The 15,085-nt window shown below is 52.8% G+C and carries 20 protein-coding genes and 1 tRNA gene; 7 read left to right on the top strand and 14 right to left on the bottom strand.

All coding sequences use genetic code 11. The features are described from left to right. Positions 1-203: 203 nt before the first annotated feature. Together ABI361_06980 and ABI361_06985 are read right to left on the bottom strand one after the other, a co-directional pair. A complete protein-coding gene (locus ABI361_06980) occupies positions 204-1,538 on the bottom strand; it encodes a site-specific integrase (protein MEO9320400.1) in 1,335 nt (444 codons plus the stop codon). Positions 1,539-1,585: 47 nt separating this feature from the next. Then, a tRNA-Trp gene (locus ABI361_06985) sits at positions 1,586-1,726 on the bottom strand. 166 nt (positions 1,727-1,892) lie between these two features. On the opposite strand from ABI361_06985, the gene ABI361_06990 reads away from it, so the two are divergent. Next, entirely contained in the window at positions 1,893-2,438 is a 546-nt protein-coding gene (locus ABI361_06990) for an ArsR family transcriptional regulator (protein MEO9320401.1), read from the top strand. A gap of 55 nt (positions 2,439-2,493) precedes the next feature. Here ABI361_06990 and tfb read toward each other — a convergent pair whose 3' ends face one another. The 9 genes from tfb to ABI361_07035 all read right to left on the bottom strand — a co-directional run bounded on the left by tfb (position 2,494) and on the right by ABI361_07035 (position 10,699). After that, the gene (tfb, locus tag ABI361_06995) at positions 2,494-3,648 is read right to left on the bottom strand and encodes a transcription initiation factor IIB (protein MEO9320402.1); all 1,155 of its coding nucleotides are present in this window, start codon (positions 3,646-3,648) and stop codon (positions 2,494-2,496) included. A 134-nt stretch (positions 3,649-3,782) separates the two neighbouring features. Next, positions 3,783-5,048, bottom strand: coding sequence for a 5-amino-6-(D-ribitylamino)uracil--L-tyrosine 4-hydroxyphenyl transferase CofH (gene cofH / locus ABI361_07000; GenBank protein MEO9320403.1), 1,266 nt, complete (start codon positions 5,046-5,048; stop codon positions 3,783-3,785). Positions 5,049-5,055: 7 nt separating this feature from the next. After that, positions 5,056-6,255 (bottom strand): 7,8-didemethyl-8-hydroxy-5-deazariboflavin synthase CofG, encoded by a 1,200-nt coding sequence (gene cofG, locus ABI361_07005; protein MEO9320404.1) that lies wholly within the window; start codon positions 6,253-6,255, stop codon positions 5,056-5,058. Between the two features lie 39 nt (positions 6,256-6,294). Further along, on the bottom strand, positions 6,295-7,509 hold the full coding sequence (locus tag ABI361_07010; protein MEO9320405.1) for a trypsin-like peptidase domain-containing protein: 1,215 nt from the start codon (positions 7,507-7,509) through the stop codon (positions 6,295-6,297). Between the two features lie 66 nt (positions 7,510-7,575). Next, a complete protein-coding gene (locus tag ABI361_07015; GenBank protein MEO9320406.1) occupies positions 7,576-7,923 on the bottom strand; it encodes a winged helix-turn-helix domain-containing protein in 348 nt (115 codons plus the stop codon). A 79-nt stretch (positions 7,924-8,002) separates the two neighbouring features. Next, positions 8,003-9,220, bottom strand: a complete 1,218-nt coding sequence (locus ABI361_07020) for a glycosyltransferase (protein MEO9320407.1) — start codon at positions 9,218-9,220, stop codon at positions 8,003-8,005. A 70-nt stretch (positions 9,221-9,290) separates the two neighbouring features. Further along, a complete protein-coding gene (locus ABI361_07025) occupies positions 9,291-9,710 on the bottom strand; it encodes an SRPBCC family protein (protein ID MEO9320408.1) in 420 nt (139 codons plus the stop codon). Positions 9,711-9,754: 44 nt separating this feature from the next. After that, a complete protein-coding gene (locus tag ABI361_07030) occupies positions 9,755-10,186 on the bottom strand; it encodes a hypothetical protein (GenBank protein ID MEO9320409.1) in 432 nt (143 codons plus the stop codon). A gap of 339 nt (positions 10,187-10,525) precedes the next feature. Further along, positions 10,526-10,699: a hypothetical protein gene (locus ABI361_07035; GenBank protein ID MEO9320410.1), complete on the bottom strand. Its 174-nt coding sequence runs from the start codon at positions 10,697-10,699 to the stop codon at positions 10,526-10,528. A gap of 157 nt (positions 10,700-10,856) precedes the next feature. On the opposite strand from ABI361_07035, the gene ABI361_07040 reads away from it, so the two are divergent. Further along, positions 10,857-11,093, top strand: a complete 237-nt coding sequence (locus tag ABI361_07040) for a DUF2171 domain-containing protein (GenBank protein MEO9320411.1) — start codon at positions 10,857-10,859, stop codon at positions 11,091-11,093. A 7-nt stretch (positions 11,094-11,100) separates the two neighbouring features. Here ABI361_07040 and ABI361_07045 read toward each other — a convergent pair whose 3' ends face one another. After that, positions 11,101-11,277, bottom strand: coding sequence for a hypothetical protein (locus ABI361_07045; GenBank protein MEO9320412.1), 177 nt, complete (start codon positions 11,275-11,277; stop codon positions 11,101-11,103). Between the two features lie 109 nt (positions 11,278-11,386). Between ABI361_07045 and ABI361_07050 the strand changes: the two genes are divergently transcribed. The 3 genes from ABI361_07050 to ABI361_07060 all read left to right on the top strand — a co-directional run bounded on the left by ABI361_07050 (position 11,387) and on the right by ABI361_07060 (position 12,434). Then, the gene (locus ABI361_07050; protein ID MEO9320413.1) at positions 11,387-11,779 is read left to right on the top strand and encodes a hypothetical protein; all 393 of its coding nucleotides are present in this window, start codon (positions 11,387-11,389) and stop codon (positions 11,777-11,779) included. 88 nt (positions 11,780-11,867) lie between these two features. Beyond that, positions 11,868-11,996, top strand: coding sequence for a hypothetical protein (locus ABI361_07055; GenBank protein ID MEO9320414.1), 129 nt, complete (start codon positions 11,868-11,870; stop codon positions 11,994-11,996). A gap of 72 nt (positions 11,997-12,068) precedes the next feature. Continuing rightward, complete coding sequence (locus tag ABI361_07060; GenBank protein ID MEO9320415.1) at positions 12,069-12,434, top strand: hypothetical protein; 366 nt, start codon at positions 12,069-12,071, stop codon at positions 12,432-12,434. Between the two features lie 211 nt (positions 12,435-12,645). Here the strand turns inward: ABI361_07060 and ABI361_07065 are convergent, their stop codons facing one another. Further along, on the bottom strand, positions 12,646-12,933 hold the full coding sequence (locus ABI361_07065) for an SWIM zinc finger family protein (protein ID MEO9320416.1): 288 nt from the start codon (positions 12,931-12,933) through the stop codon (positions 12,646-12,648). Positions 12,934-13,007: 74 nt separating this feature from the next. Beyond that, complete coding sequence (locus tag ABI361_07070; GenBank protein MEO9320417.1) at positions 13,008-13,664, bottom strand: hypothetical protein; 657 nt, start codon at positions 13,662-13,664, stop codon at positions 13,008-13,010. A 186-nt stretch (positions 13,665-13,850) separates the two neighbouring features. Here ABI361_07070 and ABI361_07075 point away from each other — a divergent pair, with 186 nt between their 5' ends. Together ABI361_07075 and ABI361_07080 are read left to right on the top strand one after the other, a co-directional pair. After that, on the top strand, positions 13,851-14,690 hold the full coding sequence (locus ABI361_07075) for a hypothetical protein (GenBank protein ID MEO9320418.1): 840 nt from the start codon (positions 13,851-13,853) through the stop codon (positions 14,688-14,690). 103 nt (positions 14,691-14,793) lie between these two features. Beyond that, positions 14,794-15,085 (top strand): hypothetical protein (locus ABI361_07080; protein MEO9320419.1); only part of this gene is annotated, 292 nt, incomplete at its 3' end.

A 15,085-nucleotide genomic window follows, 5' to 3' on the forward strand; every position in this document is an offset into this window, starting at 1 on the left:
CACATTCTTTAATGCTAGTCTGCTCGATGGGTTTGCTTTAGAAACACGGTGTGCACACAGTTGAGAGACAGGCTGTGCACGCATTCAATATACGATTTATTATCGATAATACCTTTTGAGATGTCTCGAACATATTCTTACAACCTTAAGCCTCGGATGGGCCCGCCGACCCCACATATCCCGTTATGCGGCAGGCAGGCCGGTCACCTTGGCATCTTGATTATAGCCCTGTTGTTTGGCAGGACAGCGCAAAACTCCCAGCCTTCCAGCAGCCATTTTTCAACTTCTTCAGCAGCCACTACCTTCTGGTTATTCCTGTTCGCATCAAGCTTTTGCTTCTGCTTTTCCCTGCCCAATTTGTCGATATCGTCAGACGTGAGCGTGGCCAAGTCTAGCTCCTTTGCTTCTATCTCTTCGTCAGAGTATCCCGCAACTTTGAGGAATTGCCTGTTCATCTGAGACTTCAGCTGGTCGATGTTGCTGCCACTCTTGTTCCAGGTGACCAGATGCTTGTCCGAAGCCTTGCGGAATGCAAAGCGCATCTTTTCAACTACGTCTTCTGGAAGCTTCTTGTTGAGCGTATAGGTATGCTCGATATCGCCAGTGTGGCCCATCCAGAATACGCGGAAATCCCGAATAATGAGGCCGTCCATTTCAGCCACCATCATCCTGGTGTCAAAATACCTGCGGAGGACATAGGGTCTCCATTTGAAGCCGGCCCTTCTGATTGGGCGCCTTATTGCATCAGACAGGTTCACAGTCCGTAGATGCCCATTGGGCCCTCGGCTTGACTGATCCTTCCAGCCTTCATTGCCCTTCCACCAGTCCTGTGTAATCACAGCAGCCTTTGCGGTGATCTTTTCTCCCCTCCTGATGCGATATTCTATGTACTGTTTCAGGTATTCGCACTCCTCAGCTGGAGCGAATGTGAAGTATTGGTGCCCGGCTTTTGACAGGTTCGCCCTGACAGTAATCATTGCTGGTATTCGCGCGAACTGGACAGCTCCACTCTGATCGATGACCATCTCTGGAATATCGTCCATGACCAATCCGTCGTTGCCTTCTGCATCTCCCAAGGACTCTGGCCTTAGTCCTGAGAGTGCTATCAGGCCAGCCGCTGCTTTGGCGCGTGGTGAACCAAAAGAGAATATCTTGTTGGCCTCTTCCTGGCTGGGCACCTTCTCGTCTGCCACCGTTACAAGCTCGTTTCTCCGCGAGATTTTGATCCGCTGATTTACTTGAATTCCGTTGAACGAGAGCCAGTTCTTTACAGGTTTGACGTTGTTTGAGATATACGAACCGCTCTTGCCCTCCTTTTCCAGCGCGGTCACCATGTCAAGGAGAAATGCAGAAGCTCTCTTCTGGTTCATCCTTGCGATGTCTTTTGGGAGGACGTTAAACCGCTTGTGTATCATTCCCATGCGTCTGAACCATTCAAAAGCGGTGTTGGTGCTTCCGCGTTTCACATTTTCATACCATCTTTTGAAATTCTCGTCGTCAAAGAGATACACATACGGCGACTTGGCGAGCTCTGTCACGGCTCAAATACGGACACAGAAGCTAAAAGGGTTTCACTTTGAAAACATGGTGGGGCCGAAGGGATGTATTCTGACGCGGCGCGAGCCGCAATCATTTGAACCCTTGACCCACGGGTTTCTTCTAATCTACCACTAGCCCTTGTGTTAGATCTGGAGCCCGTTGCGATGCCTGGCTTCGCTACGACCCCACACCAGGCGGCGTCTGTGCGCATTCCCTACAGAAGCCAAGTACGTATAAGTCTTGCTCGCCGTTTGCGATTGCAGTTAACCAAAGGAAAGCAGAGGTCTTTTCGCTTAGAATGTTTAGTTAATGCGTTTCGAAATTGATATAGAATTTCGTATTTTATCAGTCCTGTGCCAGAAGAAACCCAGTTGCGGGCCAAGCGGACCCGCATAAAAATTCTCCGGGCACTTGCCAATCGCAACGGATCGGCGGGCTTTTCGGACATAAAGTCATTGACCGGCCTTTCGACCGGGTCGATATACTATCATCTTGAGCGGATGGACAACTATGTGTCCAAGAGCGAGCGGCACTCGTACAGAATAACAGAGGAGGGACGGGAGCTTCTCCGCCAGCTTGACAGCTCCAAAACTGCCCATTCAAACGTGCAGAAGAAGAACACCAACCATGACCAGCAAACCGGGGCGGGTGGCGGCGAAGAAACGCTAAACGGACGCGGCTCCGGCTCGGCCGGGAGATTTTTGGTCGTCCTTGCGCTCGCCGCCGCGGGAATCGCAATCATGCTGTCCGTCTTGACGGGTGCGACTGTTGCTCCTTCCGGCGGTAGCTTCCACTCTGTGGGCATCCTGCTTTTTACAGCCGCTGGGAGCAGCTCCTGCATTTCGCTTCATTGCTTGGCCGCGGCACCTGCATCATATTCGCGGCCTTGGCACTACTGAAATACCGAGACAAGGGAGTGCCAGCTCGCCGCTTTTTTCACAAAACAACAGGATTCTAGCATACGCCCATGTCGTGAGCAGCGCCACCCAAAAGGAATAGGCCTCTGCCACGGTTTGCCGTTGCACTCTCGGAAGTGCCCGCACGGAGCCGGCGCATCCTGATTTTGTGTCCTTCCAAAATACTCGGCTCCTGCCCGGCCTGCTGGCGCGTCTTTGCGGGAACTTGATTGATTTGAGCGGAGTTATCTTGGTGGTTGATGTCTCCCTGAATTATCTGCGAAATTGGCATCGCAGTACCGGAATCCCGCATAAGTTCCAAGAGTTCAAGGCACCTTTTGCGGACTGTTACGGTACTGACATCTGCCGCAATTGCAATTCTCAACTGCGTCGTGTACTCGTTGCACTCTACCGCAGCGAGGTATAACGCGGCGGCTGCAAGTGACACCGGGTTCTTGCCGGAGAGCAGCGCATTGTCGCCGGCCCTGCCAAGTATTTCAAGCGCCCTTCGTACAGACCTCTCTGAAAGCTTTGCCTTGTCTGCGATCCTCGAGATGCTGTTTGAAGGAACAGGCAGCGGCACCTGGAGCTTCATTTCCCGGAGAAGAAACTTGTAGTAATAGGCGAGATTTCTCTTTTCGGCACCGCCGACAACTTCCTGAAGCTCCGCCATAGACCGGGGCGTACCCGAGTCCTTGCAGGCGATGTATACCGCCGCAGCAACTATGCACGAAATTGAGCGTCCCCGAATGAGGCCGCGGTCCAGAGCCTTTCTGTAAATGTATGCCGAGCGCTCTGCCACCGGCAGGCCGATGCCAAGAATTTCCGTAATCCTGCGTATCTCCCTCATTGCCTTGTTCAGGTTCTTTGTCTTTGAATTGTTAGAAACGGTAATCTTGTTGAGCCGGCGCAGCCTCTCGATTTCCGTGTAGTCGTGGATGTGCTTGCCGCTTGCGTCGACGTTTTTCTTGTCAATGAAACTTGAAAGACCCATGTCATACATCATAAGAGAGACGGGTTCGCCGGTGCGATAACGCCTGTCCATCTCTTCAAAGGAAAAGGCGCGTCGCTCTGATGCCTGTTCAAGGTATTCTCGTGCAACAATCCCACAACTGCCGCAGACTTCCTCTCCAGTATCGGTGTCCAAGATGAGCTGTCCCTTGCAGACCGAGCATGCTGCGTTTGTCTCTGTTTCTCGCTGTCCGGCTAACATAGGGAGAGACATGATTGGGTAATAATAAAGGTCTGTGCAGAAGCGCTTAGGAACGATTCTGCTAAACTATTTCGTGATACAATGCCTTGCCATGCCGTACTAGAATATTATTGCGGTCAAGTCATGTGCGAGCCTTAAGTACTGGGCGCGCCCCTGCGAAGGGCGCCGTCGCTGTCCTTGTACCTAAAGCTGCTGAGTTTTATCAGCTGATGATAAGAGCCGAACATGGACTCGTCGGCAGCATCAAGTACAGACCCGTCTTCCTCCTTTTCCACTTCCCTGTCAAATATCCTCAGAAGCCTGTATGACGTTGACCGCTGCGCAGGTGTTCTGCCGGCTGCGCGTATGAGTCCCCGGATTTCACGCGGACGCATCAGCTGACCGTGCTGCGAGCCGGCGGCAGTCGAGATGCTCTCGTTAATCAGGGTGCCTCCGAAATCATTGGCGCCGGCGGCAAGTAGGATTTGCGACATCTTTGGCCCTTCCTTGACCCACGACACCTGGATGTTCGGAATATGGTTATTCAGCATGATGCGCGCGATTGCATGCATTCTGAGCACCTCGTTTCCATCTGCGCCAGGCCGCAGGCCTGATACAGTCTGGTGAGAGAACATCGGAGCCTCGGTGTGCACAAAACTCAGGGGCACAAATTCGGAAAATCCGTGGGTTTCCTGCTGTATCTGACGCAAAAGTTCGATGTGGTTTGCTATCTGCTGCGGGGTTTCTTTGTGCCCGTACATGATAGTAGACGTCGTGGGTATGCCCATACCGTGCGCCTCTTTGATTATCCTTACCCAGTCCTGGACTCGAATCCTGCCCGGCGAAATCTCGTCTCGAAGGCCCTGGTCAAGTATTTCGGCAGCTGTTCCAGGAAGGCTCCCTACACCGGCTTCCTTGAGGCGGCGCAGATACTCCAGAGTCGAGGTCTCCGACCTCTGAGCCCCGTAAAGCACTTCTTCTGGCGAGAACGCGTGGATGTGGATGTCCGGCAGCTCATTCTTGACGGCCCGGCAGATTTCCACGTAAAGGTTGCCGTCCATCCTAGGCGGAAGTCCTGCCTGTATGCAGACTTCAGTCGCGCCCAGGCCGGCTGCTTCTTTTGCTCTTCGAACAATTTCGGAGGGGGGAAGCATGTACCCTTCTTCTTCCCTAAAGTCGCGGCTAAACGCGCAAAAGCCGCACTGCTTGACGCACACGTTTGTAAAGTTGACGTTTCGGTTTACGACATAAGTTACAATGTCGCCCACTGTCCTTTTCCGCAGTTCGTTGGCCGCGGCAAGGACGAGAGCCAGTTCAAGGCCGTTGCTGCGAAACAGTTCCACTGCCTGAGCAGCAGAGATATCCTTGCCGGCTAGGGCGTCGTCGAGGACAGAAGCAATGACGGGGTCTGTGTTTTTCATCAGACCTTCAAATGTCGTCAAAATATTCCTCCCTTACCAGGCCTGAACTGTCGACAAACACGGCGGTAAATGCTTCCAGCCGTTCCGATATAAATCCACCTTTGAGAAACTCGGGATAGACTGGCAGCCTGCCACGGAGATTCCTGCCCCTTGCTAGCGACACCTCGGCAACCTGCGAGACGGAGGGCCATGGAAATTCGGGATTGACATGGTCTATCGTGACAGGGGAAATTCCGCCCCAGTCGTTGATTCCGGCGTCAAGGTACAGGCCATAGGATTCCGGATTTAGGTTGGGCGGCGCTTGGATGTTCATTTTCTGCATCACCAATCGCGCGAGTGCCAGCGTGCGGATGAAGTAGTCCTCGCCTGCAGCAGGCGAGGAGGCCATTCCCGTTCTGGGCTTTGGCGCAAAATTCTGCAGGATAATCTCCTGAACGTGGCCATACCTCCTGCTCAGGTCCCGTAGCACAAAAAGAGAATCGACCATCTCTTCAAGACTCTCCCCAATGCCTACAAGAAGCCCGGTTGTGGTAGGAATGCCAAGTTCGCCGGCCGCGCTCAGGGTGTTGAGCCTTACCTTTGGGTGCTTGCTGGGCGCGCCCGCATGGGGCATACCCTTTTCCATCAGCCGCTCGCTTGATGACTCTAGCATAACACCGACGCTCACGTTCGTATCCTTTAACTGCGCAAGTTCCGACTTTGAGAGGCTTCCGGCGTTTGTGTGAGGAAGAAGACCGGTATTTTGGAGGACAAGTTCTGAGACCTCGCGAATATAGTCTACCAGGCTGGCGTGCCCAAGCGACCAGAGCCAGCTTTTGGCCTGTGCATATTTCTCCTCGGGCCTCTCCCCTGTCACGATCAGGGCTTCTGTGCAGCGCGTCCGCTGGCCCTGTTTAGCGAGGGCAAGCACTGCATCAGGGCTCATCATCGTGGCCCCCTGGCTGGACGGCTCCTTCTTGTAGGTGCAGTAAAGGCAGGTATCCCTGCACAGGTTGACAAGGTCGATAAAGATCTTTCGAGAGTAGGTAACGACAGGCTCTGGCTTGGCCCTGTCCCGGATTCTCGCTGCCGTGCTAACAAGCGCGCTTGTAGGACAGTCCTCGAAGAGGAGGAGTGCATCAGATTTCGCCGGTTCGTGCCCTTCAAGCGACTGCTGCAAGATTTCCCGAACTCCGGCATCTGCTGCCTCGTGAGCGCGAGTGTACAAGTGTATGCTAGACAGGCTCTCGCTATAATAAAGGATTTTTCAGGGCGAGGTGAGCTGGCTTGGCCTGGAAGCAAGCGTCGGTGTTATGTCGAGCGTCTTTCCGTCGCGGAGTACCGTCAATTTTATCGGGTCGCCGACTGCCTTTTGGCTTTCGAGATAAACCAAAATGTCGTCAATTTTGCGCACCGGCTTGTCGTCGATGCTGGTTATCACGTCGCCTCCTAGTTTGACATCAACACCTTCCACCTTTGTGCTTTGCGTCCCGCCCCTGAGTCCAGCCTTGTCCGCCGGCCCGCCCTTGACCACGTCAACGACCAGAAACCCGCGCGGCTCCTTGAGCCCTATTGCCTGGGCCAGACCTGGGGTCATGTCACGACCGGAAATCCCGAGCCAGGGATGCGAATACCCGCCGGATGTGACCAGCGAAGGTACGACCCTTGCCACGGTGTTTGCAGGAATTGCAAATCCGATCCCTGAAAACTGGCCAGTATTGGTATAGATTGCAGTGGTGATCCCAACGACCTCCCCGCGGAGGTTGAGAAGCGGTCCGCCAGAGTTGCCCGGATTTACAGGCGCATCGGTCTGTATCACACCGGGGATAGAAAACTGGCCTGCCTGATCGTTTGGCAAAAGGCGGCCGAGGCCGCTTACTATTCCCTCAGTCATAGAGCCGGAAAGGCCAAAAGGATTTCCTATCGCGGCCACCTGCTCGCCTATCCGAAGCTGGGTCGAGTTTGCAAGAGCAAGCGGCACAAGTTTGTCTTTGGGGACGTCCTTGACGTAAAGAACCGACAGATCGGTATACGGATCGGAACCTATGACCTGGGCGCGATAAATCGTCCCGTCAAGAAAAGTCACGTCGACGTTTCCAGAGACACTAACCACATGGTTGTTGGTTATCACATGTCCGTTGTCGTCATACACAAACCCCGAGCCGAGCCTGCTCTTGCTCGGGTCGGTGCTAGAGCTGTCGGTAATCTCAACAACTGATCGCTGGGTCTGGTTAAATAGATCCGGAAGGGAGAGAGGACTCGTGGAGGCATCGGGATTGGTTATTCTTCCGACCTCAAACGCAGTCTTTTGGAGCCCTGTCCTGTCCACAGAGGTCTGGGCTGCCGGCGCCTGCTGAGACTGACCGTTGTCGGTGCTCCCGCCAGGACTGGTCCGGGGGATAATTGACTGAATGCTAAAAAACGGCGAAATGGCTATCGCAATCGCGGCCACCGCGATCGCAATAGATACTCCAAGTATCATCTTGTTCAATGAGGCTCAGCCGGGCTACGGCAGGCTTACAATATTTACCATTCGGATAAGTGCGGATTACCTTCCAAGGTAAAGCGGGAGTCCATCCTCCCTTTCCTCAAGAAATTCTGCCAGCCGGCGGTAATGCTGCAGGAACTCGCGACCAGACTCGGTCGTCCTGTATACAATGCCTTCGCTTCCCTTTCCATCCTGTAACAGCAGGCCGCGCTGCAAGAGCTCTCCAAGGTAGAGGTGTACCTGTTCGTAGCTTAGATTGCCGCGGTACATGATGTGTGTCTTTTTTATTCCGCTTGTCGCAAGACCCAGTATGTCACCCATTATCTGAATCTTGCCACGGTTGTTCTTGCGCTCCGCCAAAGTCTTAGTTGTTGACATCATTCCAGTGGGATTTGTGTAACTGTCCATACAGATTAGGAGCACGCTCCTGAACCGGCCCGAAACGCCCGTTCCATCGTTTTTTCCGACAAGTACGTTCAGAAGAAAATCAGCGCAGTGGGTTCTGCTGCTCTGTTACCGTGTACTGCCTGTCTCGCCAGTTCACTGCGTTTTCCTTCTTGGCATCGGCTAAAGCCGAAAAGAAGCCAAAGGAGACCATTGCTCCCCCAAGCGGAGCGCCGAGGCCGTATGCAGGCTTTTCATAAATTCCGTACTTGCACTGAGCTACACTCGTAGTCAGGATAAGGGCGACGGCTGCCAGGTTAAGCGCGAACAATATTCCAGCGCTGGGCTCAAGACCCAAGCCAAAATGCGCAAATGCCGAGTACGGCAGAACGACAAACGGCTCGAAAAGAATGAAAAATACCGCTACGGTCATGAGAACCGCGTTTCGGCGATGCTGGTAATACAGCGGTATCATCAGTCGCCTCAGTCCATGCCACAGCGAGGGCAAATCGCGCGCCCAGACGGCGCTGACCTGACGCTCGCCGCGGACCATTTTCAATGCAAGCCCCATTTCCTTGACCCGGGCGCCCAGGGCGCCGTCCTCGACAAGCTCGTGCCGTACTGCAGAATGGGTGCCTGCCTGCTCGTATGCGCGCCGGGATATTATGTAAAAACTTCCAAAGAAATAGCCTGTCTTTGTCTTGGGGTCGTTTACGCGAAGCGCAGAAAACCGGGTGTGCAAAAAGACGGATAGAATTGGCAGCGTCACTCTTGTCCAGAAATCATTACAGACTAGTTTTGGAACGGCCGAGAGCGCGTCAAGTTTGTCTGAGAGGAGCCTGTTTACCGCAAGCGATATTGAAGCTGGCGAATGGACGGTGTCCGCGTCGGTAAATAGCAACAGCTCTCCGCGGGACTGCTGATAGCCCTCAATGCAGGCCCAGTTCTTGCCCGCCCATCCCGGCGGCTTGGGCCTTGCCTCGACGTGGACTATCCTCTTGTCCCTGCGCGCATAATCTGACAGAATTCCGGCCGTCCCGTCGGTGGACGAGTCGTTTATGACCACTATCTCAAGGTTGTCATAGTCCTGACCAAGCAGGCTCTCAAGGCACTTTGCGATGTACCTTTCCTCGTTTCGGGCCGGCAGAATCACGCTTACAAGCGGATGAGGTGATTGCGCTTTCTGAGCGTCGTCAAGCCTTGGGGAGCATTTGAACGACTTTGCCATGTAGGACAGGAAATACACCCAGACTCCGGCAACGCCTATCATGATTGCGGCAAGCAAAAAATCAATCGCGTCAAGCGCTGAAAAGCCGCTCATATTCCCATCCCGCCACCGTCAGGCAGTCCACAATGCATCAATTCGCGACGCAGGCAGGCTGAACCGCAGACTACTGTTCCGACGCCTTTGCAATCCTTGTCAGCGCCTCTTCGGTTCCCTCGGCAATGTGCTTCTTGACCATTCCTCCGAACATCCCAAGAAAGCCAGCGAATTTGATGTTCCAGTCGACGTCAACGCGGGTTTTGTTTTCGCCCTGAGGCTCCAGCCGGACCGTCTTGGTTCCGGTAAGCGGGCCGTCGATAATCCGGATTTCAACCAGCTTATTTTCTTCAAGCGTTACCGTCTGGCGGCATTTCGAGTCCTTGAACGAGATTATCACCTCGCGTTCGACCGTGTTCCCGTTCCTGCTAATGTTCTTTACAGACTTTGTCCCGTGCCAATAGGTAGGCTCGTTGTCGATGTCGCCTACAACTTGCCAGACTCTTGAAACCGGGGCCGCAATCTCGCGGCTGGTCTTTATTTCTACCAATTGACAGGATATGCTATGCAGGGCCCACTATATTTGTCATGGGTTCAATCACGAAAACGGGGCACCTGTCCTAATTCAATGCCGTTTCCCTTCTTCACAATAAATCCGCAGCTCATTTCCGGCTTCAGGCGTCCCCTGACAAGCAGGCACTTCAATCGCCCGCCGAGATAATATTTGCAGTCCCGGCACTGGAAGCCCCGCGCACCTTCAGAAATGACGTGCCCCTCCTTGAAGGTCAGCTTGGTCGATTTGTTCACTTGAATCCAGACGAGGTCTCCAGGCAGCATGCCCTCACCCTTTGGGGAAAAGTACTGCGACAGCCCCCGGCTATTGTCAACCTCGCCCGCTACGACGTGGCACCGTCGCTCGTCTCCAAGGTTGAACTTGCACTTGACGCAGCATTTCTTCCGCGTACCTTTTTCATGATACACCGCTTTCTTTTTTGTTACCTTTCTCTTCGAGGCAAGGACATTCAAAAAAGCTAGGTCCGGGGCAGAAAGGTCGTCTTCGTCCTGAGGTCCCAGCGACTTGGCAAAGGCGGATTCTTTGGCTTCGGACGTATTTTCTCAGCTCTGCATGTCCGGTATTGTATTTAACTGTCGCAAGATAACCCGGCCGGCGAGAGCCACCCTCATATTGCAGATCCGCTCACGCAAAGCCGCAATGAGGCATTAGTCCTGCAGGGCGATTGGCTTTGGGGGCCGGCGCCGCCGTAAGAATCGGCAATCCAGACAAGAGCACGCAGACACCTCGATACCATCGGAAACGAGGCGCTTGTTCCTCTGGCCTCCAGGCGCTGCTGAACAATCGGGGGCCTACGCATCTGCAATCCGGGGCGAGGCTTCGGGGTGCGCGTCCCTCCTATGCAGTTCCATTTCCTCAAGCCGCTCGTACTTGTCGTTGCAAATGTCGCAGCTGACCCGCCTTGACCTTTTGCGGCGGGCCAGGGAATTGCCAAGTCTGGCAAGATAAATGTCAATGCCCCACATGCCAGCAATTTGCCCACTATGCCTTTATAGAGTTACCAAACTTTCTTCGGATTCCAGCCGCGGTCACGCGCCTGGCGCGTTTGCCACGGCAACCTGCGAAGATTGCAAGCGGGTTTTCTTTCTCTAATACTAAATCCAATGCCATGTCATACGTGTCATGGTAATAGATCTCGAGGATTGGGAATCGCTTGTCAACAAGCCGGTGTTTACCGCCGACGGGAAGGACATAGGCGTCGTTGCAGATGTCCAACCAGAGAGGATACTGGTGACGTACGGGCCCATAACGCCGGACAAATACATAATCCCCAAGTCGTCTGTCGAGCGCGTCGAAAAAGGCGTGGTTTATCTAAGCGAAACGGGCAAAACGGTGGAACAGGACTACAAATACGAGTAAGTCTTTGTTAAGTCCTTGTCTGTAAATCGACAAACGCAGCGCCACAAAAGCTGCAATAGATAGTGTGGTTAAAGTCTTCATAGACGTCTATGCTGCAGTTGCAGTTCATGCAGCCTATCAGCTTGCGGACCTCTTTTTTCTGCGGGTGCTCATTGAGCGTGACATAGCCTTTTGGTGAAGACACTTGGAATGATTTGGGTGCATCTGCTCATAAATTCAAACGTGTACTTGCCTGCTACACATGGTCGGGAGGAGTTTGGAATTTTTAAAAGAAATGATGGACGAATAGTACCATGGCAGATGGTAATGCCCAGACGTCCCCGGCCCGCGCCGTTTCGGTCAGGGAAGAGTATAGACGGTTTCTCCGAAAGGCAAAGGACCTTTTTCCCAAGGTTGACCAGAAACTCCTGCTAAACATATTGCAGTTTGAGACAGAATACTCTGACTGGGAAGGTGGTGTCCTGCTAAAGGTAGTCTACCCGTCTGGCACAGACATAGATGCCAAAAAGGAGATGTTTTACTCCAGATACGGGTGGATGTCTTCTATCGAGGAAGACAAGACCCTCCGTATGAAGGCAATACGCATGTACGTGGAAGAAATTGACAGGATGCTCGACTGGGATAGCGACATCATTTACATTACAGGCTCGGCGACGCTGACGCCTGCGCATTCATATTCAGCCTAACCTTGTGCAGAATAATGTCCGCTTATCTACCGGGCTAATCTGCCGTTGCAACTGTATTAAGCAATGTGTACAAAGTAATAGGTCACAAATGGATGCAAAGTCCAAGGGAAGGCCGACTTATGATTGCCCGATATGCGGCAAGGTGTTTCCAAGCGCACTTGACAAGGAGGAGCACCTGAAAATTGACCATCATGTAGGTATGAACACGCAGGCCTGAAGGATAGCTGAATACCCCCTCCCCCTCAAGTGCTCCAGAGGATATTAACTAAAATCGGTACTGGATGTCACAATGTCAACAGTTCAGGCGGAAGCATCAAAACCGCAAAAAAAGATGCAGGAATGCAATCGCTGCAAGGCAGCCGGCTTTTCGGGCCAAATGATCTCTTTCGAGAAGATTGGCGCAGACCCGGCGACAGGAAGAATTAGGTGGAAACTGGTAGACGAGAATGGTGTAGAGCACTCGCACAAGACGCAGTTAGGTGAACCGAACGCTGCGAGCTACCAAGCGGCAAGGCGACGGAGGATAGTAGACATTGCCGCGATTACGGACATTTCCGAGGCCAAGAAACTGCTTGCGTCTGGATGGGAGTACAAGACTTCTTATCCTGCGACGATTGCAAACGTGCCTCATTACATACTGGTCCGGCGGGAATAACGCTGCCTGCTCCCTTCTTTTTTGCATACTCTTTGTACATGGGACTGATTGCCCGATAGTTATTCTCATTTGTACTTGCTGCAGTCGCATTTAGTGCAAGCAATCGATCGCCTCTTCTTATCATAAGAGTGCAGTGCAAGGCGGTGACTGCAGCCTTTTGTGGAACAGACGGAACCTCTTCCCAATCATCGTCACTTCCAAAAACCGGCTCTTATTCGACAGTTCCAAGCGCAAATTCTGCTGCCAGGATGTGCTTGCACTTTACGTACCGGAAATTAAAGTCGGGGCATGTGCACGTCTTTGTGTCTGCGTCTACTTGATATCGGACGTTCCTGTCTGTCGTACTCTGAACTTCAAAAACGAGTTCTGATTGCTTTGGCTGGATTATAACCGGCTCAGTAGCATTAAGTTCAAGTATCTCGTAAGCCTTTTCAATTCTTCTGACCATCCCGGCAAGCACCTTGCCGGTAATCTTGTTCCTGTTTCTGAGCCAATTCATGCAAATGGTTACTTGCAAGAATCAGGATATGAAGACTGGAGCACTTGAGGGGGAGGGGGTGTTTCCAGGGTTCACTACCCGGTAACTCCTGAAACTGGACTATAGCCGCCCGAGGCGTCCTGAGCGGATGCATAGCCATATTGCTGGAGCGACTTTATGAAAGACCACTCCTTTTTGGGATCCACAGTTCTGCCAGCGCGATAGAGTGCGCGGGACAGAGCATTTTTGCGGCCTGCAAAAGACGCCGGCACGTGCATGCCGACGAGAAAGCCTTTTGTTGCGAACATGCTTTTCCAGTCTTCAGGATAGTGCAGCTGCGCAGGCGTAAAGTCGATCGGCAGCAGCTCGTGCGGAGCCTTGCCGTCCGGATTTTTTCCTCTCCAGAGATATCCGATGTAACCGGGGTTAGCAGTGTCTCTGCTTTTTCGCGGTTTTAATACGGACTCCATGATTGATGGATCGTGCGTCTTGCCAACTATGACAAAAGTGGTGCCCCCGTACCGTCTCGCAGTAGCAGCCATCTTTTGTGATTTGGCAGGTGACATGCTTTTTCTCCGAAAAAACCCGGGGATGTGAACCTGAAGAATGGTCCGCTCGGGCCTGTACCCAAAGAGTCGAAGATACGCTTCAAATTCTTCCCTTCTGCCCGGCGGAAGTTCTGAGGCTATCTGCGATTCAACCTGCAATACGGAGTTACCCGGAGACCTTTTCTTCCTTCGGACCTTGGACAATTCCCTGCCACTTTATTGCCCAGCTCGGTATTTGTAAATTTCAAAGTAAATATAGTTGTCCTGTGCGAGGACAATTTGCAAGGCAGAATAACGTCCCTCAAGGCCCGCGCAATTTCCCGGCTAATTGCATGGCGGAACTTGGAGACAGCAAAGCCTATTAACTTCGCAAACGTAAAAGTCTTCGCTATGATTATTCTGCAACGGTTTCTCGTTATCGCGGTTCTTTTTGTAGCGATGGCAATGACAGCGCCAATAGCTTTTACAAGTACTGCGTCCGCTAGCGGTCAGATAACCGGCAATGCGACAAAGTGCACGGCAGTAATTTCCTGCACCTTTGCATTGACAGATGGCACCTCGTCAGGTTCTGCATCGACTTCCGGCTATGTTGGCGGGTATGTCGGACAGAATCTAGTTTTCTCGGGTGGATCCATTTCCTTTACGCTGCCCGGCGAGACTATAGCCACCTATGCTTCTGGAGTTTACAGCGGTACGGCCAACGTTACCGGAACCGGCACAGCGGGAACCATTTATCACGTAATAGGCAGGTTCTCTGCGACGGACACAAATACTGGCAAGGTCGTTTCCGGCGTGACGAACTACAGCGTTGGCGTCAAGGGCCATAGCGGTCGCGGCGGTGGCAATACCTGGACTCTAGTTGGCGGGACGATTATAATCAACCAGCAAAACCTGGACGGCACCACGACTTCCATGGTCTGCAATCCGTCCTATACCCTGAATGCCGGCGATAGTGCTGTTTGCACAGTCACCATAGCCGACCTTAACAAGGTTTCAGGCACTGTTCCAACGGGGGCCATCAGCTTCTCCAGCTCAAATACAGCGATTGCCTCTCTTAGCGCCAGCTCCTGCAACCTTTCTTCCGCGGGCACATGCTCCGTAAGTGTCAATTCGAATATCGACACGGATGGCGGCTACGTGACAATTACCGCTGTCTATCCAGGTGACAAGACACATCTGGGTGGAACTGCCAGCCACCTCTTTAGCGTTGTCGGCTGCCAGACCTGCTGAGACGGACCTCTAGGGGCGAGTCCCCCTTAATTTTGTGACGCTTTTCAGGTGGTGAGCGATCAAGCCTTATAATCGGGTCTGCCAATAAACTCGTCTTTCAGGGTTGTCTAGGCAAAGCATTATCATCATTGGCATAGCCGCGGCAGCCATTTTAATTGCTGGAACCTTTGCGGTTTATGCTAACAGCCAGCAGCAACAGACGACCGCGAGCACCAGTTCGCCTTCTACCGCGAACCAATCAGGAAATGGCGCTGCAAATGGAACCGGAGCGATAATCCAGCCGCCCCAGCCCCAACCAAAAGGGCTCCGAATTGCTTTTGTTAGACAGAACTTTACTTATGCCGCTTACCAACTTGGTAGCTTTTACAATTTTTATAACAAATATGACAGTTTGT

It is taken from the genome of Nitrososphaera sp. (assembly GCA_039938515.1).
Taxonomy (GTDB): Archaea; Thermoproteota; Nitrososphaeria; order Nitrososphaerales; family Nitrososphaeraceae; genus Nitrososphaera.